Source organism: Pseudomonas asplenii (assembly GCF_900105475.1).
Classification (GTDB): Bacteria; Pseudomonadota; Gammaproteobacteria; order Pseudomonadales; family Pseudomonadaceae; genus Aquipseudomonas; species Aquipseudomonas asplenii.
Genome location: NZ_LT629777.1, coordinates 4,960,211 through 4,986,054 on the forward strand (window position 1 = coordinate 4,960,211; position 25,844 = coordinate 4,986,054).

Genomic DNA, 25,844 nt, shown 5'->3' on the forward strand with positions numbered 1-25,844 from the left:
GACCACCAGCTCAGCCGGAGGTTGCGTCGGTGTGCCGGGTTTCCTGCAATGGCAGGCGAACAGAGAAGGTCGAACCCTCACCCAGCTTGCTGCTGACCGTGATGGTACCGCCATGGGCGGTTACGATCTGCTCGGAAATGAACAGGCCCAAGCCCAGTCCGGCGCTTGAATGCCCAGCCGCAACGCGCTCGAACTGCAGGAAAATCCGTTTCTGGTTGTCCTCGCTGATGCCGATGCCGCGATCACGGACCTCGATACACGCCTGATCGCCGTCGCGGTACACGCGGACATCGATCGGGCTTTTGGCACCGTAGCGTACGGCGTTGGTCAGCAGGTTGGAAATCACCTGCTCGATCCGGAACTCATCCCAATGGCCCTCCAGTGGCCCGCTCGACTCGTAGCTGAGCGTCGACTCGGCGGCCTGGATCTGGGGCGCGAAACCTTCCAGCAATTTGCTCACCAACTGCGACAGATCAAAACGGCTCGGTCGGATCGACAGCTTGCCGGTACGGATACGCGACACGTCAAGCATGTCTTCGATCAGCCGGATCAGGCTCTTGATCTGCCGTTCGTCACGCTCGACCATGGCATTCATCTTGTCGAGGCTGAACGCCGCCGCGTTGTTACGGGCCAGGTGCATCTTGCGCAGTTGGGTCTCGAGAATCAGCCCATTGAGCGGTGTGCGTACCTCGTGGGAAACGATCGACATGAAATCGTCGCGCATGCGCACCGCACGCTGCAACTCCTGCTGCGTGGCCTGCAACTCCTTGAGCAGCGCCTCCTGCTCGCGCCGGCTCTGCTCCAGGGCCTCGACCTGCTGTTTCATGGCCTTGCTCTGGCGATAGAGATCGACGAAGACATTGACCTTGCTCTTCACCGCGTGGGTATCGAGGGGTTTGTAGAGAAAGTCCACAGCCCCGCTTTCATAGCCCTTGAAGGCGTAGTTGAGTTCCCGTCCACCGGCGCTGACAAACACGATGGGAATATTCTTGGTCTTTTCGGTGCCACGCATCAGTTCAGCCAGCTCGAAACCGTTCATGCCCGGCATCTGCACGTCGAGAATCGCCATGGCGAACTCGTGCTGCAGCAGCAGCGACAGAGCCTCGTCGGCGCAAAGGGCCTTGTAGACAATGCGGTCTTCACGCTTGATCAGCGCTTCCAGCGCCAGCAAATTTTCCGGCAGATCGTCGACGATCAGCAATTTGGCCTGGATTGTACTTAACATGCGATTCGTTCCAGCTCGACAAGCAGGCGGCCAATGCCGCGAAGAGGGAGGATGTAGTCGGGTACGTGTAAAGCGAGTGCTGCCTCGGGCATGGTGGCTATCCGCGCCTCGCGCGGGTCCTGCACCACGGTCAGGCCGCCCAGGGCCTTGACCTGGGCAAGGCCCTGGGCACCGTCCTGGTTGGCCCCGGTCAACAGGATCGCCAGCAGGCTCGAACCGTAGGCATCGGCGGCAGACTCGAACAGATAATCGATGGAAGGCCTCGAATGGTGCACCCGCGCCTCACAACTGAAAGAAAAACTGCGGTCCCGTTCCACCGACAGGTGATAGCCGGGCGCCGCGAAATAAAAGCTTCCGGGGCTGATCGACTCCTTGTCGGCCGCCTCCTTGACCGGCATCGACAAACGATGGGAAAAAACCTCGGCCAAGCGGCTCTGACGCTCCTCGGGCAGATGCAGCACGGCAATGACCGGCAGGCTGAAACCGTTCGGCAATTCACTGAATACCGTCAGCAACGCCTCGACGCCGCCTGCCGAAGCGCCCACGGCGATGGCTTCCAGACGTTGTCGCTGATTGAATTCAGGAGTCTGTTGGTTCATAGCTTGCGATAGATCCGCTCTTGCTTGACCAGGGGTTCGAATTGCCTGCCAAAAGATGAAAAATCCAACGTTTCCTTGCTGCCCAGCACCAAGAACCCCCGGTGGCAGAGCGACTCGTGAAACAAACCAAAGGCTCGATCTTGAAGCTTTTTGTTGAAATAAATCAATACGTTACGACATGAAATTAATTGAGTTTCAGAGAATACGCTGTCGGTCGCCAGACTGTGATCGGCAAAGGTCACGTTTTCACGCAGCGTCTTGTCGAAGATCGCGTAGCCGTAAGCCGCCGTGTAGTACTCGGAAAATTCCCGTTGCCCACCGGCCTGCAGGTAATTCTGGGTATAGGCCCGCACGTTATCCAGTGAAAATATTCCCTGCTTGGCTTTATCCAGAGAGCTGGGGTTGATGTCGGTGGCATAGATGATGGTACGGTCGAGCAGGCCTTCCTCACGCAACAGGATCGCCATCGAATACACCTCTTCGCCGGTGCTGCAACCGGCGATCCAGATCTTGATCGACGGATAGGTCTTGAGCAGCGGCACCACTTCCTGGCGAATCGACAGGAAGTGACTGGGGTCGCGAAACATCTCGCTGACCGGAATGGTCAGGAACTGCAGCAACTGCATGAAGGCCGCAGGATCGTGCAATACCCGCTCCTGCAACGCCGACACGGTGGGGCAGTCGAACTGGCGCAGGGCATGGACGACCCGGCGTTTGATCGAGGCGCCGGAGTAGTCACGAAAGTCGTAGCTGTACTTGAGGTAGATCGCCTCGATCAACAGGCGCAATTCAATATCGAAATTCTGTTGCACTAGATCCTTTCCATTTTCGGTAACCACACGCGAATCAGCGAGAACAGTCGATCCAGGTCAATCGGCTTGGCCAGGTAGTCGTTGGCACCGGCCTGCAGGCAGCGCTCCTGGTCGTCCTTCATCGCCTTGGCCGTCACCGCAATGATCGGCAGCTTGCGCCAGCGCGGATCCTTGCGGATTTCGAGGGTCGCTTCGTAGCCGTCCATTTCCGGCATCATCACATCCATCAGTACCAGATCGATGTCCTCGACTTCGTTGAGGCGTTCGATCGCCTCACGACCGTTACGGCCGATTTCGACGATGGCGCCCTTGTGCTCCAGGGCACTGGTGAGGGCAAAGATGTTGCGTACATCGTCATCGACCAGCAGGACCTTGCGGCCCTCGAAAACCTTGTCGCGGCTACGCGCGGTCTTGAGCATGCGCTGGCGTTCATTGGACAACGTCGATTCGACTTTGTGCAGAAATAACGTCACTTCATCGAGCAGGCGCTCCGGCGAACGCGCGCCCTTGATGATGATCGAGCGCGAATACTTGCGCAGGTCAGCTTCTTCGTCACGGGTCAGGTTGCGTCCGGTGTAGACGATCACTGGCGGGAACGAGCGGATATCGTCCGTGGACATACGCTTGAGCAGCTCGTTGCCGAGCATGTCCGGCAATTTCAGGTCGATAATCATGCAGTCGTAGACATGCTCGCGCAACAGGTCCAGAGCCTCCTGGGCAAGCCCCACCGCAGTGATCTGAATGTCATCGTCGCCGATCAGCCGGGCAATGCTGTCACGCTGCAGGTCGTCGTCCTCGACCAGCAACACGCGCTTGACCTTCTGGGTCAGCTTGGCCTCGAGGCGGGAGAAGACTTCCTTGAGTTCCTCGCGCGTGGTCGGCTTGACCGCATAGCCCATGGCGCCCATGTGCATGGCGGCCTCGACGCGGTCTTCCACGGAAATCACATGCACCGGGATATGCCGGGTCGGCGCCAGTTCCTTGAGGCGCTGCAGCACGGTCAGCCCCGAATGATCGGGCAGGCGCATGTCCAGCAGGATCGCATCCGGAATGAACTGCGCAGCCAGTGCAAAGCCTTCATCGGCACCGTGCGCGACCAGGCACTGGTAGCCCAGCTCGTGGGCCAGGTCGTAGAGGATCTGGGCAAAGCTCGGTTCATCCTCGATCACGAGGATGCTGCGGGTTTCGAAGGGCGCCTTGTCGCGATCGTCGGCAAAGCGTTCGATCGGCGTATCGAGCGCCGCCGGCAGCTCTCTGCGCGGGCTGGGCACCAACGGCGGCAGCACATGAGCTGCTGGCGGGACCAGCGGCGCATCACTGTGGGCCATGGTGTATTCGCGTGGCAACGCCAGGGTGAAGACACTCCCTTGGCCCGGTTCACTGGCGACACTGATCGAACCACCGAGCAGCGCCGCCAGGTCGCGGGAAATCGACAGACCCAGACCGGTGCCACCGTAACGCCGGTTAGTGGTGCCGTCGGCCTGGTGGAACGCCTCGAAGATGGTTGCGTGCTGTTCGGCGGCGATGCCGATGCCAGTATCGCGCACGCTGAAGACGATACCGACGCCGGGCCGACTGGAAACGGTCAGGCTGACCTGGCCTTTCTCGGTGAACTTCACGGCGTTCGACAACAGGTTCTTGAGCACTTGCTCCAGTCGCTGGCGGTCGGTGAACAGCGTTTCGGGCGCGCCCTCCTCGATCAGTACACTGAATACCAGGCCCTTGTCCTTGGCCAACGGCAGGAACAGATTGCCCAGACTTTCCACCAGCCGTGCCACGCTGGTGTTCTCCGGGCGGACTTCGAGCTTGCCCGCCTCGACCTTGGCGATGTCGAGAATGTCATTGATCAGGTTCAACAGGTCGTTGCCGGCGGAATAGATCGACTCGGCGAACTTGACCTGCTCGTCGGTGAGGTTTTCCTGAGGGTTTTCCGCGAGCAGCTTGGCCAGGATCAGCGAGCTGTTGAGCGGTGTGCGCAACTCATGGGACATGTTGGCGAGGAATTCGGACTTGTACTTGCTCGAACGCTGCAACTGCTCGGCACGTTCTTCGAGTTCGACCTGGGCCAGGTTCAGCTCACTGTTCTTGTGATCCAGGGCATCGCGCTGTTCGGCCAGTTGCTCGTTGCTCTGTTCCAATTCGGCCTGCTGGGTTTCCAGATGTGCCTGGGATTCCTTGAGCACCCGGGATTGTTCTTCCAGCTCTTCGTTGGCGGTCTTGAGTTCTTCCTGCTGGACCTGCAGCTCTTCGTTGAGTTGCTGGGTTTCGGCCAGGACTTCCTGCAGACGCTGACGGTAGCGGGCCGCCTCGATGGAGGTGCCGATGCTGCTGGCAAGCAGTTCCAGCAACTCGATATCGCGTTCGTCGAGGGCACGCAGGAAACCCAGCTCGATCACGCCATTGACCTCTCCGTCATTGGTGGTCGGTGCCACCAGCACGCTGCGCGGCAAACCTTCGCCAAGACCGGAGCTGACCTTGAAATAATCCTCCGGGACCTCGTCGAGGCGAATCAGCCGTGCCTGAGTCGCCACCTGACCGACCACCCCCTCGTCGCCGAAGACGTCCAGCCGTTGCTGTTCCTGTTCACGGGAAAAGCCATACGTGGCGATTCGCCTGAACCCACCATGCTCCTCACGCACATAGGCCGCGGCAACGACACTTCCCATATAGCGGGCACAGAATTGCAGGATATTGCGGCCCAGCGGGCCCAAGCCCAACTGACCGAGCATTTGCGAGGCCAGTTCGGTCTGGCCGCTACGCAACCATGCCTGCTTCTCGAGGTGCTCGGAACTCTTGAGCTGCAACGCGAGATTTTTCGCATAAGTATTTGAAAGGTCTAATAAATTCTTTCTTCCCGTATAAGCCAGGAATGCACTCAGCCCCAGCACGAAGAACAGATAGAGCCCGATCGTCCACAGGGTCGTGCGACTGACATCCTCGTTGCGAGCCAAGCGCAGCTGTTGCTCGGTCTGAATGGCATTTTCATATTCGCTGCGGATTTCGTCGGCCAGGCGCTTGCCACGCCCCGCCTTGACCGCTTCGCGGTAGTCGCCCTTGGCGCGCTGCAGATCGATCATCGATTGCGCGTATTCGGTCCAGGCATCCTGCAACGCTTCGATACGCCGGAAGCGATCGACCTGCTGCGGGTTGTCCGCCACCAGCTCCTGCAAGCCGCGTAGCCCTGCAACGATCTTCGGTTTGGCAACTTCATAGGGATCGAGAAAGTGCTCATCGCCGGTGATCAGGAAACCGCGCATGCCGGTTTCCAGGTCGACGGACAGCTTCATCGCTTCGTTGACGTTATTGATCACCCTATCCGTGTGCTGCACCCACTGGATCACTGAGAGCAGGTAAGTGATCAGAGAGACGAAAAACACCGCACTGAGCACACCCACCCCCAGCGGCAGGCTGACGTTGCGACTCAGGAGTTTGCGGAAGCTGTGCTCATCAACCGAAGACGGTGAATTCATTTCGGGCCCCGGAGGAAGTCTTGAAAATTAAGGAGTTTGCCGTAATTCTGAAAAAAAGATTCATCTTTCTCACAGCGTAGAAGGCATTTTCCGGCAGTGCACTGCCCAGCATCAACCAGACCCGCTATGCTGCCACACTTATACAGCTAATGTTTTTTGTATAAGAAAGAGAACGAGTAGCGCTTCGCCGCTGACCAATACAAGAGACAGGCAATCCTGTCCCGCCTTCATTTTTTGGGAAAACCATTATGTCTGCAGCCCGCTCCACCATCCTCGTTGTCGAAGACGACGCCATTGTCCGCATGTTGATTGTCGATGTGCTGGAGGAACTGGAGTTCACGGTGCTGGAAGCCGGTGACAGCGATACAGCGCTGGAGATTCTCAATGACCCCACCACGTCCATCGATCTGTTGATGACCGATGTCGGCCTGCCCGGCATGGATGGCCGTGACTTGGCGAAAACGGCACGGCAGATGCGCCCAGACCTGTCGATTCTGTTTGCCAGCGGCTACGCCGAAAGCATCGAGGTACCCGAGGGAATGCAGGTGATCGGCAAGCCATTTTCTATCGATAAATTGAGATATAAGATCAAAAGTATCATTTAATTAACTGTTTTTATTGAATTTTTTATTCTAGAAATCACTTTAAGTTGAGCTTTTCACCTGACATCAAACGCTGTCCTGTGTACATGTCGGCGCGTCTTGGGCTCAGTTGACGCACGGACGCGAGCATGCTTTCCTACCCGCCTGTTCTGGGTGCCCTTCACAGGGTGAAACGGGAAACCGGTGCGTCGGCTGATACTTCATCATGCCTGACCAGTCCGGTGCTGCCCCCGCAACGGTAAGCGAGAGAAGCGTCAGATCCACTGTGCCATCACGGCATGGGAAGGCGACGCCAGAAGGTTCGAGCCATGCTGAACCCCTCGCGAGCCCGGAGACCGGCCCGGAAAATCGAATAACAAACCTGCGGTGGGCAGGCGCTGTTGAAACCTCCGGGCCCGACCCGCGAGGTTTTCTTGCGCTTGGCCGCCTGCTGACATTTCAGAGGGAGCGCCATGTCCATTACCGTCGCCAGCCATTCCGGCACCACCACATCGACCCTGAGCCAACGTCTCGTTGCCGCCATCGGCGCCAGCGTATTGGGCGTGTTGCTGGTGTATTTCGCCGGCTTCTCGCACATCGACGCCGTTCACAACGCGGCCCACGACACGCGCCACAGCGCAGCCTTCCCGTGCCACTGAGTCGCGAGCCGAGAACATTCCGATGATCAAGCGTATTGCTCAAACCGCGGGCTTCAGCGGACTGCTGGCCGCGCTGCTGCTGACCCTGCTGCAAAGCTTCTGGGTCGCACCGCTGATTCTCCAGGCAGAGACCTACGAGAAGGCACCGGCCAGCGAAGCCCATGAACACACCGGCGCCGCCATGGCCGGCCACAGTCATGAAGGCCACGCTGAAGAGGCATGGGAGCCGAAAGATGGCTGGCAGCGCGTGCTGTCCACCACCGGAGGCAATCTGGTGGTCGCGGTCGGTTTCGCCCTGATGCTCGCCGGCCTCTATACCTTGCGCGCGCCCAATCGCACCGCCCAAGGACTGCTATGGGGACTGGCCGGTTACGCGACGTTCTGCCTGGCGCCAACTCTGGGCCTGCCACCGGAACTGCCCGGCACCGCAGCAGCGGACCTGCTGCAACGGCAGATCTGGTGGGCCAGTACTGCGGCGTCCACTGCAGTGGCCATTGCCCTGCTCGTCTTCGGTCGGCACTGGGCGCTGAAGTTGCTGGGCGTGGCGATTGTCGTGGTGCCCCATGTGATCGGTGCACCGCAACCCGAGGTGCACTCCAGCCTGGCGCCGCAAGCACTGGAAGCGCAATTCAAGATCGCCTCGCAACTGACCAACGCGGTGTTCTGGCTGGCCCTGGGCCTGATCAGCGCCTGGCTGTTCCGCCGCAAGAACGACGCCCAATACCCGGCATGACAACGCTCCAGGCGAAGCCAACCCTCGCGGCGGGTTTCGGCTGCCGGCAGGGCTGCGAGGCGTCCGTCCTGTTGCAGTTGCTGGAAAACGCCCTGCTGGCTCACCAAATCGATCTGGCGAGCCTCGCGGGCTTGGCCAGCATCGACGGGAAAAACGCTGAGCCGGGGCTGCTCGAACTGGCCCGGCGCCTGGAACTGCCGCTGGTGTTCTTCAGTGCCGCGGCCTTGCAACCTTATGAGCCGCGCCTGACCCACCGCTCCAGCCAGGCGTTCGCCCATACCGGCTGCCACGGTGTCGCCGAAAGTGCCGCACTGGCCCTGGCCGAACAGTTGGGCCAGGCACCGGCAAGCCTGCTGATTACCCGGCAGAAACATCCGCAGGCAATCTTTGCACTGGCCTGGACCGGGCAAAACCCTCGATAATTCCCCTCTCCTGCATGAGCATTTTTCATGTCAGACCCGAACTCGGCGCCCCAACCCCTCCCGGCGAGCACCGAGTAGCCGGCAAGTACGACCGCGCACATTCCGTTCAGAGAAGCTTATGACCGTCTATTTCATCGGTGCCGGCCCCGGCGATCCGGAACTCATTACCGTCAAGGGCCAGCGCCTGATCCGCAGTTGCCCGGTCATCATCTACGCCGGCTCGCTGGTACCCACGGCGGTACTGGAAGGCCACTGCGCCGAACTGGTGATCAACAGCGCCGAACTGCACCTGGAACAGATCATCGACCTGATCAAGGCGGCCGATGCCCGCGGGCAGGATGTCGCCCGGGTACACTCCGGGGATCCCTCCCTGTACGGCGCGATTGGCGAGCAGATCCGCCATCTGCGCGAATTGGGCATCGCCCATGAGATCGTTCCCGGCGTCACCGCCACTGCGGCCTGCGCCGCCCTGCTCGGTGTTGAACTGACGCTGCCGGACATCTCCCAGAGCGTGATCCTGACCCGTTATGCCGACAAGACCGCAATGCCCGCTGGCGAGGCCCTGGGCGACCTGGCCCGGCACCAGGCGACCCTGGCGATTCACCTGGGGGTCAATCACCTGGCGAAGATCGTCGATGAGCTGCTGCCCCACTATGGCGCCGACTGCCCTATCGCCGTTATTCACCGCGCCACCTGGCCCGACCAGGACTGGGTGCGGGGCACGCTGGCCGATATCCAGGCCAAGGTCGAGGCAAAGGGGTTCCGGCGCACTGCGCTGATACTGGTGGGACGGGTGCTGGCCAGCGATCACTTCAGCGAATCGTCGCTGTATCGTGCAGGCCATGCCCACCTGTATCGCCCCTGAGCACAAGGAGGAACGACCGATGTCCGAACAGGCATTTTCCGGGGCCAAGCTGGCGTTGATCTGCGGCGACCAGTTGCTGACCTACCTGCGCGACCAGAAGGACAGCATCCCCTACCCCGGCCACTGGGATTTTGCCGGCGGCGGACGGGAGGGCGAGGAAAGTCCGAGCGAATGTGCGCTGAGGGAGCTGGACGAGGAATTTTCCCTGCAGATCGACGCCGAACGCATCGAATGGGCCCGGCGTTATCCCAGCGTGACCCAGCCGGGCAGTCAGTCATGGTTTCTGGTGGGGCAACTGAGTGAGGCGGAAATCGCGACGATCCGCTTTGGCGATGAGGGCCAGTACTGGCAGATGATGCCGATTGCCGAGTACCTGGCGCATCCGCTGGGGGTGCCGTATCTGCAGGAGCGGTTGTGCGATTATCTGCGAGATCGGTGACAGGTCTGAGGGCCCCTGCGCGGCGGTGCGGCGTCCCGACAAGCCCGCGAAGAGGCCGGTACGATCAGCACAATTCTCCACCCCATAAAAAAACGGTGCTCACGGGCACCGTTTTTTGCGACTCAAGGCAGCGAACGCCCTGCTACCGGACTCAGTAGTAGGCGTTTTCTTTCTGCGTATGGTCGGTCACGTCGCGCACACCCTTGAGTTCGGGAATACGTTCGAGCAAGGTGCGCTCGATGCCTTCCTTCAAGGTCACGTCGGCCTGGCCGCAGCCCTGGCAACCACCGCCGAACTGCAGCACGGCAATGCCGTCTTCGACCACATCGATCAGGCTGACCTGGCCGCCGTGGCTGGCCAGCCCCGGGTTGATCTCGGTTTGCAGGTAGTAGTTGATGCGTTCGTTGATCGGGCTGTCGGCGTTGACCATCGGTACCTTGGCGTTCGGTGCCTTGATGGTCAACTGGCCGCCCATGCGGTCGGTGGCGTAGTCGACCACCGCGTCATCGAGAAACGCCTCGCTGAACGAATCGATCCACGCTGTGAAGCTCTTCAGCCCCAGCGCGGTGTCTTCGGGTTTTTCCTCGCCTGGCTTGCAGTAGGCGATGCAGGTCTCGGCGTACTGGGTGCCCGGCTGGGTAATGAAGATGCGGATGCCGATCCCTGGAGTATTCTGCTTCGACAGCAGGTCCGCCAGATAATCGTGGGCGGCATCGGTAATGGTTATGGCGCTCATGGAATCTCCTCACAGATTGCTGTCAGTCTACGCCAAATCGAGCCGCCGGACAAAGTCCTAGTATTTTTGTCGGAATAGCACTCCAAGCCATACGCCGAAACCTGCCTACAGGTTCTCGTAGCGGTTCATGTCCAGAACGCCAGCATTCACCGGGTCGGTCTCGTTGAGGTAGGTCGTCAGGTCGTGGAAATAGAACCAGAACTGCGGATGACTGCGGCGAATCCCCCAGCGCTGGACGATCTGCTCGAACCCGGCGTTGTCCTTGACCTGCTCCATGGCATCGACGAACGCCGGCACCTGCTCGGCCGGCACGTTGAACATGAAGTTCGGGTAGCTGGTCAGCACGCCGGGGTAGATCGTCACGGTGTCCAGGCCCGGCTGGTAGCGATAGGCCTCGCCGAGCATGAACGCCACGTTGCTGTGGGCACGGTTGCGCAGCAGGCTGTAGATCTCGCGCTTGCCGTCACGGGTTTCGACCCGCAGCATCGTCGCCTCCGGCAACTGGTCGATCACCTTGAGCCCCGCTGCCGGACGCGAAGTCAGGCGGCTGAGGGATTGCTCGGCATCCTGTAACGCCGGATCGATATTGGGACGCGAGCAGTAGGCGCCGTCACAGCGATTGATCGGGTCCGGATGGGCGTTGAGGTCGCCATAGCGCGCCAGCAATTGCCTGGCGAAGTCGAGTTTGGGGTCGTTGCCATGGAGCTTCAAGGCACTCGGCGTGCTGTCGTCGATGCGCTCGTAGTCCAGCCACATCTTGAGCTTGCCGCTGTTCTGGTACCAGTCGTCCAGGTAGTCGTCACGGGAGTCGGCCGGCATCAGGCGCAGGAAGTTCTGCTCGGCACCGTTGCGGATCAGGTCGAAGTACAGCCGGGTCTGGGCCTGGTGCGAAACATTGCCGAACACGTCGAAGTTCACCGCCAACTGATAATAGGTGCGCTCCAGCAGCGGGTAGTCGAACAGCCACAGGGTTTGCGGGACTTCGCCGATCAGGCCCTTGGTGACCGTGGCGCTGTCGAAATGGCGGAAGATGCTCAGCAAGGCATTGTCATTGCCGGCCCACAGACTCGACCAACTGGGCGCCGGTACGGCGGCATAGGCGTCGGAACGCAACGACTCGTACTGGTTGCGCTTGTCCCGATAGGCCAGCCACAGGCTCAGCACACTGCCGACGTCATCGTTCTGCCCCGGCATCGCCAACAGCGGCGTGGCCTTGCCGCGATAGACCGGGTCGGTGATGTACAGGTCATGCTCCGGCGCCTGGAACAGTGCCCAGAAGTTATCGCGGATCACATCGGTTGCGATCTGCCCGCGACAGACCGGTCCACGAATGAAGGTGTCGACGAAATATTCGGCATTGTCGAGCATGAACTGGTAGCGCGCCGCCGCCGGAATCGCCTCGAAGGTCTCGAACGGGTTGGCCCGGCGCTGCGGGCCATAACCCGGCAAGGCGCTGACCTGCCAGTTGCCGTTGTAGAACAGCGTCTTGATGCGGGCCATCTTCGCTGCGTTCAGGGCGTAGGTAATGTGGGTCTTGTGGACGATCACCCCCTGCACCGGCCACAGGCGGTAGTACACCTGGGTGCCAGGATCGTCATTGGGACGCCGGGTGTTGATCAGGTCGATCGGCTGGCCACTGGGCGTACGCGAACGCACCCACTGGAAGAAGTGTCCGGATTGGCCACCGTCGAAGTAGATGTGGGCCAGGAACCAGTGCTCGTACAGCCAGCGACCCACCAGGCTTCCCCGTGCCCCGGGCATATTGAGCAAACGCTCCCACTGGGCGATCTGCTGGGCCTCACCCGCTGTGGGCGCCAACGGCTGGGCATCCATGGGCGCGCCCTGGGCCAACCACGACCGCAGGGTCTGGTACTGGCTATCGGTCAGGCCGGTGACCGCCAGCGGCATGCCCTCCCTGGGATGGGCTCCGGCATAGCCGTCGAACTCCTCGGGCAGCGGACACATGTTCTGCCGGTTCAGGCCCAGCACGATCTCTTCCGGCAGCTTGGCGTTGGGCTGCAAGGGCGTACGGTGGCCCAGTTCCAGCATGCGTGCCATCAGCGCGGCCTGGCTGCCCTGGGCATCAAGCACCGAATAGAAGGTCTTCTGCCGCCACTGCAGCGGCGTCTGCGCGTCGATGTACAGGCGCGTCGGCGTGAGCGCCTCGCTGCGGTCGCCGTCATACACCGGAAGTTTCGACGCGCCGCGCGCCGCGCCCTCGGCGCTGCCCAGGTTGAGCTGACAAGCGGAGTCGTAGCAGGCATGGCAGGCCACGCACTTCTCGGTGAAGATCGGCTGGATATCACGGGTGTAGGAAATGGCTGAGGCCGGGCTCTGCGCCTGAATAATGCTGCTGAAACATAGCAGCATGAAAGCGCTGACAACGCGATACGACATGTCCCGGACCCTGAAAGTAAAAATCCCGCCGATTCTACAGGGTCGCCACACTTTAAACATGAGCGATATTCATGAAAAAGCCCGGCATGCTCTCAAAGCGTACAGGTTTGCTATCATTCTGGCTCTTTTGCATCCGCCCTTTCAGGTAGTCCCATGTCCGACCGCAGTGCTCGCCTCAACGCTCTTCAGCAGGCCCTCAAAGAACGTATCCTGATTCTTGATGGCGGCATGGGCACCATGATCCAGAGCTACAAGCTCGAGGAAGAGGACTACCGTGGCAAACGTTTCGCCGACTGGCCGAGCGATATAAAGGGCAACAATGACCTGCTGGTGCTCACGCGCCCGGATGTGATCGGTTCGATCGAGAAAGCCTATCTGGATGCTGGCGCCGACATTCTCGAAACCAACACCTTCAACGCCACTCAGGTGTCCCAGGCCGACTACGGCATGGAGGCGCTGGTCTACGAGTTGAACGTGGAAGGTGCGCGCCTGGCGCGCCAGGTGGCCGACGCCAAAACCCTGGAAACCCCGGACCGGCCGCGCTTCGTGGCCGGCGTACTGGGCCCGACCAGCCGCACCTGCTCGCTGTCGCCGGACGTGAACAACCCCGGCTACCGCAACGTGACCTTCGACGAACTGGTGGAAAACTACACCGAGGCCACCAAGGGCCTGATCGAAGGCGGCTCGGACCTGATCCTGATCGAAACCATCTTCGACACCCTCAACGCCAAGGCGGCGATCTTCGCCGTACAGGGCGTCTTCGAAGAGTTGGGCTTCGAACTGCCGATCATGATCTCCGGGACCATCACCGACGCCTCCGGACGCACCTTGTCGGGCCAGACCACCGAAGCCTTCTGGAACTCCGTGGCCCACGCCAAACCGATCTCGGTCGGCCTCAACTGCGCACTGGGTGCCAGCGAACTGCGGCCTTACCTGGAAGAACTGTCGAACAAGGCCAGCACCCACGTCTCTGCACACCCCAACGCCGGTCTGCCAAACGAGTTCGGCGAGTACGACGAACTGCCGGAAGAAATGGCCAAGGTGGTCGAGGAATTCGCCCAGAGTGGCTTCCTGAACATCGTTGGCGGCTGCTGCGGCACCACGCCTGCGCATATCGAGGCCATCGCCAAGGCGGTCTCGGCCTATGCGCCGCGGGCCATCCCGGACATTCCCAAGGCCTGCCGGCTGTCCGGCCTGGAGCCGTTCACCATCGACCGCCAGTCGTTGTTCGTCAACGTCGGCGAGCGGACCAACATCACCGGTTCCGCCAAGTTCGCCCGGCTGATCCGTGAGGAAAACTACACCGAAGCCCTCGAAGTCGCCCTGCAGCAGGTGGAAGCCGGCGCCCAGGTGATCGACATCAACATGGACGAGGGCATGCTCGACTCGAAGAAGGCGATGGTCACCTTCCTCAACCTGATCGCCAGCGAACCGGACATCTCCCGCGTACCGATCATGATCGACTCCTCCAAGTGGGAAGTGATCGAGGCCGGCCTCAAGTGCATCCAGGGCAAGGGCATCGTCAACTCCATCAGCATGAAGGAAGGCGTCGAGCAGTTCATTCATCACGCCAAGCTGTGCAAGCGCTACGGCGCCGCCGTGGTGGTCATGGCCTTCGACGAGCTCGGCCAGGCCGATACCGAGGCGCGCAAGAAGGAAATCTGCAAGCGCTCCTACGACATTCTGGTCAACGACGTCGGTTTTCCACCGGAAGACATCATCTTCGACCCGAACATCTTCGCGGTCGCCACCGGCATCGAGGAGCACAACAACTACGCGGTCGACTTCATCAACGCCTGCGCCTATATCCGTGACGAGCTGCCCTATGCCCTGAGCAGCGGCGGCGTGTCCAACGTGTCGTTCTCGTTCCGTGGCAACAACCCGGTGCGCGAGGCGATCCACTCGGTGTTCCTGCTGTACGCGATCCGCGCCGGCCTGACCATGGGTATCGTCAACGCCGGGCAGTTGGAAATCTACGACCAGATCCCGCAGGAACTGCGCGATGCGGTCGAGGATGTGGTCCTCAACCGTACCCCGGAAGGCACCGACGCCCTGCTCGCCATCGCCGACAAGTACAAGGGCGATGGGGCCACCAAGGAAGCCGAAACCGAGGAATGGCGTAGCTGGGATGTCAACAAGCGCCTGGAACACGCGCTGGTCAAGGGCATCACCACCCATATCGTCGAGGACACCGAAGAGTCGCGCCAGTCGTTCGCTCGCCCGATCGAAGTGATCGAAGGCCCGCTGATGTCCGGCATGAACATCGTCGGCGACCTGTTCGGCGCCGGCAAGATGTTCCTGCCCCAGGTGGTCAAGTCCGCCCGGGTAATGAAACAGGCGGTGGCCCACCTGATCCCGTTCATCGAACTGGAGAAAGGTGACAAACCTGAGGCGAAGGGCAAGATCCTGATGGCCACGGTCAAGGGTGACGTCCACGACATCGGCAAGAATATCGTCGGTGTGGTGCTGGGCTGTAACGGCTACGACATCGTCGACCTCGGCGTGATGGTGCCGGCGGAGAAGATCCTGCAGGTGGCCCGTGAAGAGAAATGCGACATCATCGGCCTGTCCGGGCTGATCACCCCGTCACTGGACGAGATGGTCCACGTCGCCCGGGAAATGCAGCGCCAGGACTTCCACCTGCCGCTGATGATCGGCGGCGCGACCACCTCCAAGGCGCACACCGCAGTGAAGATCGAGCCGCGCTACAGCAATGATGCCGTGGTCTACGTCACCGACGCCTCGCGCGCGGTCGGGGTGGCAACGCAACTGCTGTCCAAGGAACTCAAGGCCGGTTTCGTCCAGCGTACCCGCGATGAATACGTCGAGGTCCGTGAGCGTACCGCCAACCGCAGCGCCCGCACCGAGCGCCTGAGCTACGCCGCGTCGATCGCGAAGAAGCCGCAGTTCGACTGGAGCACCTACCAGCCGGTCAAGCCGACCTTCACGGGCAGCCGGGTGCTGGAGAATATCGACCTGCGGACCCTGGCCGAGTACATCGACTGGACGCCGTTCTTCATTTCCTGGGACCTGGCCGGCAAGTTCCCGCGCATTCTTGAAGACGAAGTGGTCGGCGAAGCCGCGACCGCGCTCTACAAGGACGCTCGGGAGATGCTCGACAAGCTGATCGACGAGAAACTCATCAGTGCCCGCGCAGTGTTCGGCTTCTGGCCCGCCAACCAGGTGCAGGACGACGACATCCAGCTGTATGGCGACGACGGCCAGCCATTGGCCAGACTGCACCACCTGCGCCAGCAGATCATCAAGACCGACGGCAAGCCGAACTTCTCCCTGGCCGACTTCGTCGCCCCTCAGGGCAGCGGCCTTACCGATTACGTCGGTGGGTTCATCACCACCGCCGGCATCGGCGCCGAGGAAGTCGCCAAGGCCTATCAGGACAAGGGCGACGACTACAATTCGATCATGGTCAAGGCCCTCGCCGACCGACTGGCCGAAGCCTGTGCCGAATGGCTGCACCAGCAGGTGCGCAAGGAGCACTGGGGTTACGCCCGGGATGAACAACTGGACAACGAGGCGCTGATCAAGGAGCAGTACAGCGGCATCCGCCCTGCCCCCGGTTATCCGGCCTGCCCGGACCACACCGAGAAGTCGACGCTGTTCAGCCTGCTGGACCCCGAAGCCCGTGAAGGCCAGGCCGGTCGCAGCGGCGTGTTCCTCACCGAGCACTATGCGATGTTCCCGGCAGCGGCGGTCAGCGGCTGGTACTTCGCCCATCCGCAGGCGCAGTATTTCGCCGTGGGCAAGGTCGACAAGGATCAGGTGCAAAGCTACACCGCACGCAAGGGCCAGGACCTGAGTGTCAGCGAACGCTGGCTGGCGCCAAACCTCGGCTACGACAACTGAAATTGTCTATGCTCTCCACACACAGACCTGTGTGGAGGGCTTTATGGACGATCCGCTCGACAACAAACCTCCGACCTTCTGGCAGATGCTGCACAGCGTGATGGCAGCGGCGTTCGGCGTACAGAGCGGGAAAAACCGCGCGCGCGACTTCACCCACGGCAAGCCGAGTCACTTCGTGATCCTGGGCATCCTGTTCACCGCGATGTTCGGGCTGACGCTGTACGGCATCGTCAAACTGGTGCTGCTGTTCGCCGGCGTCTGAAGCGGAGTCAGGGCAGCAGGGTCTTCAGGGTGAACGGGTAACGGTAGCTGTCCGGCTTGCCCTTGGCGCTCAGGGTCTTGAAGTCGATGCGGTAGTCTTCAGCGGAACTGAACTTCAGGAGTTTTTCGGCCTGGGTCTTGTCGATCAGCTCCAGCGCCTGTATCTGTTGCAGGCGGCCACCATGGCGGGCAAAGTCGACCCCTTGGGCATCGTCATGCAGCAGCACCATCGCCCAAGCCCCCAAGGCGAAATGCCCGGTGACCAGCGCGCTCAGGCGTCCGTCGAGAAACGCCCGAAGAGCCTGTGGTGAACTGTTGACCGCACTGAACAGCACATCCCGTCCCGGCTGGCGACCCGCCTGCTCGAACGCCGCCATGGCGCCCAGGGCCATCTCGTCGTTGGCCGACCAGACCAGTGACGCTTTCGGGTAATGCCGAATCATCTGCTGGGCTTGCTCGAAGGCACGCTCGCGACTCCACTCGCCATAGACCAGTTGCCGCAACTGTACCTGGGGAAACTCTGCCAGGGCGCGGCGCAGGCCCTGTTCGCGCAATTGCGAAGCCGGAGTGAGCTTCATGCCGGAAAATGCCAGCAGCTCGATGGGCTGTCCGGGCGCCTGCAACAAACGCTGTCGGACCAGCTCCTTGAGCATCAGATAACCGCCCTGCTCGTCGTTCTGCACCAGACTGCCCAGCAACTGCGGAGCATCGACGAGGCGCTTGCCCTGCTCCAGCGTCAGCATGTTGTTGACAATGAACACCTTGACCCCGCGCCCCTCGGCCATGCGCAGGATCTGCGGCGCCACCGCCTCCTCGTTGACCACGAGCAGGTAGTCGGGACGTTGACTCGCCTGCAAGACCTCATGGGCCTGAGCCAGGGTGATTTGCGCGTCGCGCTCGCCGTAGCGCACCGTCAGCTCCATGCCCAGGTTGCGCGCGGCCACCTGCATGAGCTGGCTGTAACTACGCCAGAAGGGTTCCGTGGCGTGGCCAGGATTGAGGAACACCAGCGTGGTGGCCTGGGCCATGGCCCAGAACGGCAGGCTCAGGATCAACAAGCCCTCGCAGAGAGTCTTCAACATGTCACCGCGCCCCGAAAAATAGCGGCGTATCATACAAGCAAAGTACCCGCATCTCGCGCAGGATCAGCGAATTTATCCAACAACTCCGCTGGCAGCCCGCGCTTGCTGCCAGCGCAACGCCCGACCGGGCACACCCTTCCCGGCACGGACAGATCCGCGCCTGGGCGAGACGGTGTCGGCACGCCAGCCGCTGTCTTATTTATGACTGACCCAGAAGACAGCCGTGCCCACCACCAGGATGATCAGGAACAGGATGGCCCAGGCATCGACTGCACTGTCGCTTTTGCGCGTCTTGGTTGGGTTGCTCATCGAATCGCCTCTTGTAGATTTTGTCGGTGATTGCTAAAGACTCATCGACAGTTAAGACCACAATTGCCCCCACCACAACCAAGGTCTTTGCATCCACGTCGCACATATCGATTTTAGTTATGTTCATATTCAAAAACATCATTTTTGCATATAACCGCAAACTGCTATCTTGCGTCGGCTCCCCGGGGGAGTGCGCGGCCGTGCGCGCGGAATTGTTCAGGTCTGGCGAGAGAGCCTTGCCCTCGACAGACCTATAAAAGCCTGAAAACAGGATCAATATGTACGTATACGACGAGTACGATCAGCGAATCATCGAGGACCGCGTCAAGCAGTTCCGCGATCAGACCCGACGCTATCTGGCGGGCGAACTGAGCGAAGAAGAGTTCCGCCCACTGCGCCTGCAAAATGGCCTCTACATCCAGCGTTTCGCGCCGATGCTGCGGGTTGCCGTGCCCTACGGCCAACTGACGTCGCGCCAGACGCGGATGATGGCCAAGATCGCCCGCGACTATGACAAGGGTTATGCCCACATCAGCACCCGGCAGAACGTGCAGTTCAACTGGCCGGCGCTGGAAGACGTTCCGGACATCCTCGCGGAACTCGCCACCGTGCAGATGCATGCGATCCAGACCAGCGGCAACTGCCTGCGCAACGTCACCACCGACCAGTTTGCCGGTGTCGCCGCCGACGAGCTGATCGACCCGCGCCCCTGGTGCGAGATCGTCCGCCAGTGGACCACCTTCCACCCCGAATTCGCCTATCTGCCGCGCAAGTTCAAGATCGCCATCAACGGTTCGAGCTCCGACCGTGCGGCCATCGAAGTCCACGACATCGGCCTGGAAGCGGTACGCAACGCTGCCGGCGAGCTGGGCTTCCGCGTCCTGGTCGGTGGCGGCCTGGGCCGTACCCCGGTGGTCGGTGCCTTCATCAACGAGTTCCTGCCATGGCAGGACCTGTTGAGCTACCTCGACGCCATCCTGCGTGTCTACAACCGCTATGGCCGTCGTGACAACAAGTACAAGGCGCGGATCAAGATTCTGGTCAAGGCCCTGACCCCGGAAGTCTTCGCCGAGAAGGTCGAGGCCGAAATGGTCCATCTGCGTGGCGGCCAGACCACCCTGACCGAAGCCGAAGTGCAGCGCATCGCCAAGCACTTCGTCGGTCCCGACTACAAGACTCTCGACGACCAGAGCGCCGAACTGGCCGCACTGGACCAGCAGCATCCGGGCTTTGCCCGCTGGCGCGTGCGCAACACCCTCGCGCACAAGAAACCGGGTTATGTGGCCGTGACCCTGTCGCTCAAACCGACCGGCATTGCGCCGGGCGATGTCACCGACAAGCAGTTCGACGCGATCTCCGACCTGGCCGACCGCTACAGCTTCGGCCAACTGCGCACCTCCCACGAGCAGAACATCATTCTCGCCGACGTCGAGCAGAGCCGTCTGTTCGAACTGTGGGGCGAGTTGCGTGAAAACGGTTTCGCCACGCCGAACATCGGCCTGCTCACCGACATCATCTGCTGCCCGGGTGGCGACTTCTGCTCCCTGGCCAACGCCAAGTCGATCCCGATCGCCGAAGCCATCCAGCGCCGTTTCGACGACCTGGACTACCTCTTCGACATCGGCGAGCTGGACCTGAACATCTCCGGCTGCATGAACGCCTGTGGTCACCACCACGTCGGCCACATCGGCATTCTCGGGGTGGACAAGAAAGGCGAAGAGTTCTATCAGGTCTCCCTCGGTGGCAGCGCCAGCCGTGATGCGAGCCTGGGCAAGATCCTCGGCCCGTCCTTCGCCCAGGACGACATGCCCGACGTGATCTCCAAGCTGATCAATGTGTACGTCGAACAACGTACCGAAGACGAACGCTTCATCGATACCTACCAACGTATCGGCATCGACCTCTTCAAGGAACGCGTCTATGCAGCGAATCATTAAGAACAACGAGGTCGTCGACGAGACCTGGCACCTGCTGCCCAAGGACGCGACCCTCGACGGCATCACCAACTGTGACGATCTGATCGTCCCACTGGCGCTCTGGCGCGACCACGGCCATGCCCTCAAGGCCCGCGATGGCGGCCTGGGTGTGTGGCTGGACGCAGACGAGGAAGCCGAGGAAATCGGCAATGACGTGCACCACTTCCAGGTCATTGCGCTGAACTTCCCGGCCTTCACCGACGGCCGCAACTACTCCAACGCCCGCCTGCTGCGCGACCGCTACGGCTACAAGGGTGAACTGCGGGCGATCGGCGACGTGCTGCGCGACCAACTGTTCTACCTGCATCGCTGCGGTTTCGATGCCTATGCCCTGCGGGCGGACAAGGACCCCTACGAAGCCCTGGAAAGCCTCAAGGACTTCTCGGTGACCTACCAGGCCGCCACCGACGAACCGCTGCCGCTGTTCCGTCGCCGCTGAGATGCCACGGCCCGGGCAGATCGCCCGGGCCGTGCGTTACTCCAAGTCCGCCTCTGGCGTTTTGACCAGTATCTCCTCGGTCAGTCTCTCCAGTTCCACACGTCGCGCCTCGCGCCAGGCCTTGAGCTGCTCGCCCATCTGCGTTTCCAGCTCGACGTTGATGAACTCATGCCAGGCCGGGTCGTGGTGTTCGGTACGCTGGGCATCGAGCACCTCCACCGCCTCCTGGTGCTGCGTGCTGATCGCCTCGAAGCGTTCGGGATAACGTTCCTGCAGATAGTCGCCCCAGAACTCCCGCGCGGCCAGGGACCGCACATAGGCCGGGGTTTTCTCCCGGGCCAGTACCTTGGCATAGACGGCATCCAGGTCCTGCGGCGTTACCTGGGCCATCTCGGTGAAGGTCATGTACGCCGGCTGGCCTGGCAACCCCAGTCGTTCGGCCAGGCCGATACGGTAGGCCAGCCGGACCTCCAGTGGGTCGACATGCGCCCCCGGCACCTTCAGCCGCGCCTCGACATCGGCCTGTGCCAGCGTCTCCACCTCATCCAGACGCCAGAGCCCCCTGCTCAGCTTCAACAGGTTCAACTCGACTGTCTCCGGGCGCCCTTCAGCCATGCCCCTGGCCTGGCTGACCAGGGTCTTGACCTCCATGTCGCTGAAGACCAATTCCACGCCATCGGAGCAGGTCTGCGGATGCCCACCCGCAACGAACAGTTCCTCCCGCAGGCCGCTATGGCGGCTGGCCGCATCCAGCACCTGCCACACACGCTGGCTCAGCGCCTGGCGGGCCTCGCGGTACTCGGCCGTGGCCGCCAGATCCGCCAGCACCCGGAAAAAATCGCCCGCGCCCTGCTGGCGGAACAGCAGCCGCCATTGCTGCTCCTTCTCTGTCCCCAGCCCGGCCGGCACGCCCTCGACCCAACGATCGTATTCCTGCAGCGAAGGGGTACGATGCATCAGCCGAACCCGTCGACGGGTCGGCGTATCGATACCGAAGTTGATCCCGGTTTCCTGCTCGTAGCGTTGCAGACGCGACATGTCCGCGGGCGACAGCGTCGGGTTGTCATGGAGGTGGATGGCCCGGTTGATCGCCACGGGGTTTTGATAGACGGACTCGGGAATCGTCGCGATCCGGTTATCGCGCAGATCCACCCGCTGCAAGCGGGATAACCGCGCCAGGTCATCCGGCCAGTGCTCGATCCGGGTATGGCGCAACAGCAGGTGTTCCAGGTCGGGCATGGCGCCGACGTAGGGTGGCAGCCCCAACGGGTTGTCCGAAAGGTTGAGAAACTTCAGCCGGGTCAGCCGGGCCAGCAGGCTGCTGGTCTGGGCATTCATCACGATCTGGTTGCCCTGCAGATGCAGGTGAACCAGTTCGGGCATCTGCGTCAGTGCCGAGGGCAGCGCGTCGAGTTGGTTGAACCCCAGCGACAGCCAGCGCAGTTGCCGGAAGTGACCCAGAAACGACAACTCGGTGAGGCTGACGCCCATGTCGTTCATGAACAGAAACCCCACGTGGCTGAAATCGGCGGTGATCGGCGGCAGGTCGCCGACGCGCATCCCCAGCAGGTTCATTTCATAAAAGAGCCGCCCTTCGAACAGGCTGCTCGGTGTCTGCCGGCGCCAGCAGGCCAGAATCGCCTCGGCCACCCGCCGCTTGTTGTCCATGACCACGGGAGCAACCTGCAAGGTGCCGCGCACCCGGCGCCACGTAGGGCGCTGTACCCAATTGTCCAGGGTGCTGGACAAGGATTCATATTCCGCACGCCGCCGTTCCAGTTCCACCAGGCAGGCGGGGGCGGAAAGATCGAGCGAGGTGATGAAGCGGCTCACCTCATCACCGGAAAGCCCCGGATACAATGCCTGCACGCGATGAACCAGTTGCTCGGTATGGTCGATGATTTCGCTGCGGTTGCTCAGCGGGTAGCCGATACGGCCCGAGGCCAGGCGCATCGGCGGGTGGAAACGCCGATTGAACGGCACCATGCCCAGGGCCCGCTGGGCGGCCTCGGGGTCGCGACCGATCTGCTCGACCAATTGTTCCTTGAGCCAGTTGCCATCGATCTTCACCCCACTGCCCAAGGTCTCACGAACCGGTTGCGGCAAGGCGAAAACCAGGGCGTCGAAAAGATTCTGCGCGGCCCCCAGAATCGTCCCCGAACTGTCGATGGCCGTGTACCGATGGCCGACCTTGAGCAACAGGCGCAGCGTGGACGCGTGTTCAGGGCCGACCGCCGCGACGAGATCGCTGATGATCCGCTGCTTGCGCAGTTCGATACGCAGGTCTTTCGACCACCCCCGCAGCCGCCCGAGCGTCTGCAACGCCAACTGATCGGCTTGAGGGTCCGCCGGGCTGGTCATGTACCAGCTTTCACAGGCACGGTTGAGCTTGACCTGCTTGATGAACCAGGCGGCCTCTTCGGAGAACCGCAGTGGAATTCGCTCATTCAGCAGTTCCAGTTCAGCGCTGCGGCCGTTGGCGATTATCTCCTCGGCGGCACTGACGGGCAGGCTGGGAAAGCTCTCCAGCATACGCCGGACCCGTGCATCGTCGGACCTTTCGCTGGCCGCGTACAGGGTGTCGAACAACCATTGCCGGCGCTGTGCAGCCGATTGTTGCAGCCGTTGCTCCAGCACCCGCAGCCGCTCGGCGTCATCCGTGAGGTCCGCACCCAATATCGCCCGGCGCTCGGACGCGCTGAGCATGCCGATAGGCAGCTCAAGCGAATCGCCCGAGCTGAGCTGTGCTTCGCTCAGACGCAACGACGAGAACTGCGGTGCGGTTCGCTGGCCATATTCCTCCAGCAGCTCGCCCTGGGCGCCGAACAGCTGGACAACGTGGTTTTCCGGCCAGTCCGGCAATGACGTCAGCAGGCGCAGACGCAGGTCGCCCTGCTCCGGTGTTCGCACCCGAAGTGTCGGCGCTTCATTGATGAACAGCTCGATGCTCTGCTCGATTCTGAATCGCTTGAGCGTATCGAGCAGCAAGGCCGGCGCTCGCTGGTTGTCCACCAGGGTCTGGCGCAGGGCATCTTCTGCAGCACCATGAAGCTGCCAGACCTGGCGCAGCCGATTTTCCCCCAATCCCACCACCGGTCGCCCGAGCCGGCGCAGCAGTTGTTTGCCGGACCACTCTGCCGGCCGCTCATGCAGCCCCTGCCAGGTACCGATGCCGTTGTGTCGCAACGCTGGCGCGTGGAAGCCCGCGCCGCCTGGATGTTCGATCTGCCATCGCAGGCGGGCACTGTCATGGGCGACCTCATAGAGCCTGTTTTCCAGGGGCAGATAGTGCCGGCCCTCGAAGGTGTAGAGGCCCTGCTCATTGAGCACCCGCTCCGGCGGCAAGGTGATATCGCGCTCGTAGGGCGCCAGGTCGGCCTTCCAGAGTCGCCGTTGCCCATCGACCTCGACGGGAAGCAGGGCATCGACCGAAGCCGGTGCCTTGATCGATTTGAGCAACGCCCGGCCAGCGCTGAGCGCCACGCTGCCAGCAACCAGCATGGCAACGTTTTCCGTCACATCCATCAGGTAAACGATGGCGTCGTGTCGCTCCCCCACATTCCAGGCATGCAAGCCGGTGTAGGCCTCCTTGAGCAGTTGCACCACCGACACTGCCATGATGACCTCGCCCACCACCGGCACGAACGACAAGGCCAATACCAGCAGGTTCAGGCCGGCCTCGCGGTAGCTGTCGAGCCGCGCCTGGCGCAACCGTGCATCGACATAGGCGGTGGGCACCACCAGTTGTCGGGCGTGACGCTTGATCTGTTGGTAACGCTGCTGGTGAAAGTCCTCGAACAGGTCACCACCGACCGGTATTTCACGCAGTTCGAGGTACTGGGCCAGCGGCGGCAGCGGCGGCCATCCTCGTTGCTCAGGCAACAGTTGGCCCGCCAGATCGTGCAAAAAGCGCACGCGGTGCTCTTCAGGGATAAAGCGACTGAAGAATTCCCGGTAGGAGGGCTTGCGCAATTTCAGGGTCAGGGCATGCTCAAAAAACAGAAACCGGCTGTAGTACTTCAAGGAGCCGTCCGGATCACCGGGAATATAGGCAATACAGGGCTGTTCCGAACGGTCGGTGAGGCCGGCCCCGATCACGACCCAGCCACTGGACTCGATGTCGAGTATCCGCATCCGACTGCAATGGACCGGTTTACCTTGAAGCATGAGGTCTGGGTGGCCATTGACCAGTCCCAGCAACAGGTCGCGGATCTCCGCCGAAATATCTCCCGTCAGATGGGCAAGATCGGCGTGCACCGTCAGCATGCGCTTGTAATAGTCGACAAAACACGCTTTTACCGAGCGGGTCGTCGCGGCATGCGGTGGGCTGGGCGGATTGAAAACACTGTCGATATGGTTTTGGTAAAGACGTCCCAGGTCGAGGGTCCGGCAGATTCGGGCAAAGGCTTCCGGCGCAAGCGACAGCCTCGGGTCCAAGGCTTGCCGTGGAGACCTGAGGATACTTTTGCCACTGAGCGCCCCCGGTACGGCTTCGCTTGCCTCGAAGTTCTGCAACGCCGCCTCGAGCAAGGTCTGCGAATGCACGAAGGTATAGACCTTGTCGCCGAAGAGGCTGGACAGGTAAGTCGCATCGATCCTGACGAACTGGCTGGCAGGCAGGTCCACGCCACCATTGTGATAATTTTCGAGGGCCTGGACCAGGAGCGGCTGGCAAAACTTTTCGACACTCTGCAGCGCTGCCAATACGCTCTGCACCTCATCCCTGGCGGTTTCCAGTGCCAGCAGGTGCTCGCGAAACGCCTGGCGCAGCGTGGGGCTGGCCTTGTACAGCCAAGCGGGAATTTTTTCCTTGAGCGTGTCGAAGTGCACGCCCAACTCTGCCTGCGTGGCGCGTTCGACCGTGAAACCTATCTCTACCATGACCTACGACCTGGATATCCTTTGAAGGCTCCAGCGTATTGAGTGCCTGGTGGTCGTAGGGCGTACTTATCGCTGGCGCCCTGGCGGCTGACAA

General features: G+C 61.5%; 18 protein-coding genes and 1 riboswitch. Of the genes, 10 read left to right on the forward strand and 8 right to left on the reverse strand.

What is annotated here, in order from left to right:
• Nucleotides 1-10 precede the first annotated feature (10 nt).
• Genes BLU37_RS21925 through BLU37_RS21940 form a run of 4 tightly spaced genes read right to left on the reverse strand, consistent with a single transcriptional unit; the run spans nucleotide 11 to nucleotide 6,106 of the window.
• The gene (locus BLU37_RS21925) at nucleotides 11-1,225 is read right to left on the reverse strand and encodes a hybrid sensor histidine kinase/response regulator (RefSeq protein WP_090208844.1); all 1,215 of its coding nucleotides are present in this window, start codon (nucleotides 1,223-1,225) and stop codon (nucleotides 11-13) included.
• Nucleotides 1,219-1,824: a chemotaxis protein CheB gene (locus BLU37_RS21930; protein ID WP_090208847.1), complete on the reverse strand. Its 606-nt coding sequence runs from the start codon at nucleotides 1,822-1,824 to the stop codon at nucleotides 1,219-1,221. Before BLU37_RS21930 ends, BLU37_RS21925 begins: the two co-directional genes overlap by 7 nt.
• A complete protein-coding gene (locus tag BLU37_RS21935) occupies nucleotides 1,821-2,636 on the reverse strand; it encodes a CheR family methyltransferase (protein ID WP_010445747.1) in 816 nt (271 codons plus the stop codon). Before BLU37_RS21935 ends, BLU37_RS21930 begins: the two co-directional genes overlap by 4 nt.
• Entirely contained in the window at nucleotides 2,636-6,106 is a 3,471-nt protein-coding gene (locus tag BLU37_RS21940; RefSeq protein WP_090208850.1) for a response regulator, read from the reverse strand. The genes BLU37_RS21935 and BLU37_RS21940 overlap by 1 nt, the downstream gene beginning before the upstream one ends.
• A gap of 248 nt (nucleotides 6,107-6,354) precedes the next feature.
• Between BLU37_RS21940 and BLU37_RS21945 the strand changes: the two genes are divergently transcribed.
• The 6 genes from BLU37_RS21945 (at nucleotide 6,355) to BLU37_RS21970 (ending at nucleotide 9,805) form a co-directional block, all read left to right on the forward strand.
• On the forward strand, nucleotides 6,355-6,711 hold the full coding sequence (locus BLU37_RS21945; RefSeq protein WP_090208852.1) for a response regulator: 357 nt from the start codon (nucleotides 6,355-6,357) through the stop codon (nucleotides 6,709-6,711).
• Nucleotides 6,712-6,842: 131 nt separating this feature from the next.
• Nucleotides 6,843-7,066, forward strand: a riboswitch (cobalamin riboswitch).
• A gap of 94 nt (nucleotides 7,067-7,160) precedes the next feature.
• Nucleotides 7,161-7,346, forward strand: coding sequence for a CbtB domain-containing protein (locus tag BLU37_RS21950; RefSeq protein ID WP_019362370.1), 186 nt, complete (start codon nucleotides 7,161-7,163; stop codon nucleotides 7,344-7,346).
• A 22-nt stretch (nucleotides 7,347-7,368) separates the two neighbouring features.
• Nucleotides 7,369-8,079 carry a CbtA family protein gene (locus tag BLU37_RS21955; RefSeq protein ID WP_090208855.1) on the forward strand — a complete coding sequence of 237 codons (711 nt, stop codon included), beginning with the start codon at nucleotides 7,369-7,371 and terminating at the stop codon, nucleotides 8,077-8,079.
• On the forward strand, nucleotides 8,076-8,501 hold the full coding sequence (locus BLU37_RS21960; protein ID WP_090208858.1) for a cobalamin biosynthesis protein: 426 nt from the start codon (nucleotides 8,076-8,078) through the stop codon (nucleotides 8,499-8,501). The genes BLU37_RS21955 and BLU37_RS21960 overlap by 4 nt, the downstream gene beginning before the upstream one ends.
• A gap of 118 nt (nucleotides 8,502-8,619) precedes the next feature.
• Nucleotides 8,620-9,366: a precorrin-4 C(11)-methyltransferase gene (gene cobM, locus BLU37_RS21965; protein ID WP_090208860.1), complete on the forward strand. Its 747-nt coding sequence runs from the start codon at nucleotides 8,620-8,622 to the stop codon at nucleotides 9,364-9,366.
• A 19-nt stretch (nucleotides 9,367-9,385) separates the two neighbouring features.
• Entirely contained in the window at nucleotides 9,386-9,805 is a 420-nt protein-coding gene (locus BLU37_RS21970; RefSeq protein WP_090208863.1) for an NUDIX hydrolase, read from the forward strand.
• A gap of 151 nt (nucleotides 9,806-9,956) precedes the next feature.
• Here the strand turns inward: BLU37_RS21970 and nfuA are convergent, their stop codons facing one another.
• Together nfuA and BLU37_RS21980 are read right to left on the reverse strand one after the other, a co-directional pair.
• Nucleotides 9,957-10,541, reverse strand: a complete 585-nt coding sequence (nfuA, locus tag BLU37_RS21975; protein ID WP_010445739.1) for a Fe-S biogenesis protein NfuA — start codon at nucleotides 10,539-10,541, stop codon at nucleotides 9,957-9,959.
• A 105-nt stretch (nucleotides 10,542-10,646) separates the two neighbouring features.
• Nucleotides 10,647-12,938: a fatty acid cis/trans isomerase gene (locus BLU37_RS21980; protein WP_010445738.1), complete on the reverse strand. Its 2,292-nt coding sequence runs from the start codon at nucleotides 12,936-12,938 to the stop codon at nucleotides 10,647-10,649.
• A gap of 153 nt (nucleotides 12,939-13,091) precedes the next feature.
• Here BLU37_RS21980 and metH point away from each other — a divergent pair, with 153 nt between their 5' ends.
• Both metH and BLU37_RS21990 read left to right on the forward strand, forming a co-directional pair.
• Nucleotides 13,092-16,802, forward strand: a complete 3,711-nt coding sequence (gene metH / locus BLU37_RS21985) for a methionine synthase (protein ID WP_090208866.1) — start codon at nucleotides 13,092-13,094, stop codon at nucleotides 16,800-16,802.
• 43 nt (nucleotides 16,803-16,845) lie between these two features.
• Complete coding sequence (locus BLU37_RS21990) at nucleotides 16,846-17,064, forward strand: DUF2970 domain-containing protein (protein WP_010445736.1); 219 nt, start codon at nucleotides 16,846-16,848, stop codon at nucleotides 17,062-17,064.
• A gap of 7 nt (nucleotides 17,065-17,071) precedes the next feature.
• Here BLU37_RS21990 and BLU37_RS21995 read toward each other — a convergent pair whose 3' ends face one another.
• Complete coding sequence (locus BLU37_RS21995; protein ID WP_090208870.1) at nucleotides 17,072-18,145, reverse strand: ABC transporter substrate-binding protein; 1,074 nt, start codon at nucleotides 18,143-18,145, stop codon at nucleotides 17,072-17,074.
• A 587-nt stretch (nucleotides 18,146-18,732) separates the two neighbouring features.
• Between BLU37_RS21995 and BLU37_RS22000 the strand changes: the two genes are divergently transcribed.
• Together BLU37_RS22000 and BLU37_RS22005 are read left to right on the forward strand one after the other, a co-directional pair.
• Nucleotides 18,733-20,391, forward strand: a complete 1,659-nt coding sequence (locus BLU37_RS22000) for a nitrite/sulfite reductase (RefSeq protein ID WP_010445733.1) — start codon at nucleotides 18,733-18,735, stop codon at nucleotides 20,389-20,391.
• Nucleotides 20,375-20,869, forward strand: a complete 495-nt coding sequence (locus BLU37_RS22005) for a DUF934 domain-containing protein (protein WP_010445732.1) — start codon at nucleotides 20,375-20,377, stop codon at nucleotides 20,867-20,869. The genes BLU37_RS22000 and BLU37_RS22005 overlap by 17 nt, the downstream gene beginning before the upstream one ends.
• 36 nt (nucleotides 20,870-20,905) lie before the next feature.
• On the opposite strand, the gene BLU37_RS22010 is transcribed toward BLU37_RS22005, so the two are convergent.
• Nucleotides 20,906-25,750, reverse strand: coding sequence for an NEL-type E3 ubiquitin ligase domain-containing protein (locus BLU37_RS22010; RefSeq protein WP_090208873.1), 4,845 nt, complete (start codon nucleotides 25,748-25,750; stop codon nucleotides 20,906-20,908).
• Nucleotides 25,751-25,844: the final 94 nt, after the last annotated feature.

What these genes read in the sequence shown, in the direction of transcription:
- BLU37_RS21925 (WP_090208844.1), bottom strand. Translation starts at nt 1,225, where the DNA reads ATGTTAAGTACAATCCAGGCCAAATTGCTGATCGTCGACGATCTGCCG.
- BLU37_RS21930 (WP_090208847.1), bottom strand. Translation starts at nt 1,824, where the DNA reads ATGAACCAACAGACTCCTGAATTCAATCAGCGACAACGTCTGGAAGCC.
- BLU37_RS21940 (WP_090208850.1), bottom strand. Translation starts at nt 6,106, where the DNA reads ATGAATTCACCGTCTTCGGTTGATGAGCACAGCTTCCGCAAACTCCTG.
- BLU37_RS21945 (WP_090208852.1), top strand. Translation starts at nt 6,355, where the DNA reads ATGTCTGCAGCCCGCTCCACCATCCTCGTTGTCGAAGACGACGCCATT.
- BLU37_RS21950 (WP_019362370.1), top strand. Translation starts at nt 7,161, where the DNA reads ATGTCCATTACCGTCGCCAGCCATTCCGGCACCACCACATCGACCCTG.
- BLU37_RS21955 (WP_090208855.1), top strand. Translation starts at nt 7,369, where the DNA reads ATGATCAAGCGTATTGCTCAAACCGCGGGCTTCAGCGGACTGCTGGCC.
- BLU37_RS21960 (WP_090208858.1), top strand. Translation starts at nt 8,076, where the DNA reads ATGACAACGCTCCAGGCGAAGCCAACCCTCGCGGCGGGTTTCGGCTGC.
- cobM (WP_090208860.1), top strand. Translation starts at nt 8,620, where the DNA reads ATGACCGTCTATTTCATCGGTGCCGGCCCCGGCGATCCGGAACTCATT.
- BLU37_RS21970 (WP_090208863.1), top strand. Translation starts at nt 9,386, where the DNA reads ATGTCCGAACAGGCATTTTCCGGGGCCAAGCTGGCGTTGATCTGCGGC.
- nfuA (WP_010445739.1), bottom strand. Translation starts at nt 10,541, where the DNA reads ATGAGCGCCATAACCATTACCGATGCCGCCCACGATTATCTGGCGGAC.
- BLU37_RS21980 (WP_010445738.1), bottom strand. Translation starts at nt 12,938, where the DNA reads ATGTCGTATCGCGTTGTCAGCGCTTTCATGCTGCTATGTTTCAGCAGC.
- metH (WP_090208866.1), top strand. Translation starts at nt 13,092, where the DNA reads ATGTCCGACCGCAGTGCTCGCCTCAACGCTCTTCAGCAGGCCCTCAAA.
- BLU37_RS21990 (WP_010445736.1), top strand. Translation starts at nt 16,846, where the DNA reads ATGGACGATCCGCTCGACAACAAACCTCCGACCTTCTGGCAGATGCTG.
- BLU37_RS21995 (WP_090208870.1), bottom strand. Translation starts at nt 18,145, where the DNA reads ATGTTGAAGACTCTCTGCGAGGGCTTGTTGATCCTGAGCCTGCCGTTC.
- BLU37_RS22000 (WP_010445733.1), top strand. Translation starts at nt 18,733, where the DNA reads ATGTACGTATACGACGAGTACGATCAGCGAATCATCGAGGACCGCGTC.
- BLU37_RS22005 (WP_010445732.1), top strand. Translation starts at nt 20,375, where the DNA reads ATGCAGCGAATCATTAAGAACAACGAGGTCGTCGACGAGACCTGGCAC.
- BLU37_RS22010 (WP_090208873.1), bottom strand. Translation starts at nt 25,750, where the DNA reads ATGGTAGAGATAGGTTTCACGGTCGAACGCGCCACGCAGGCAGAGTTG.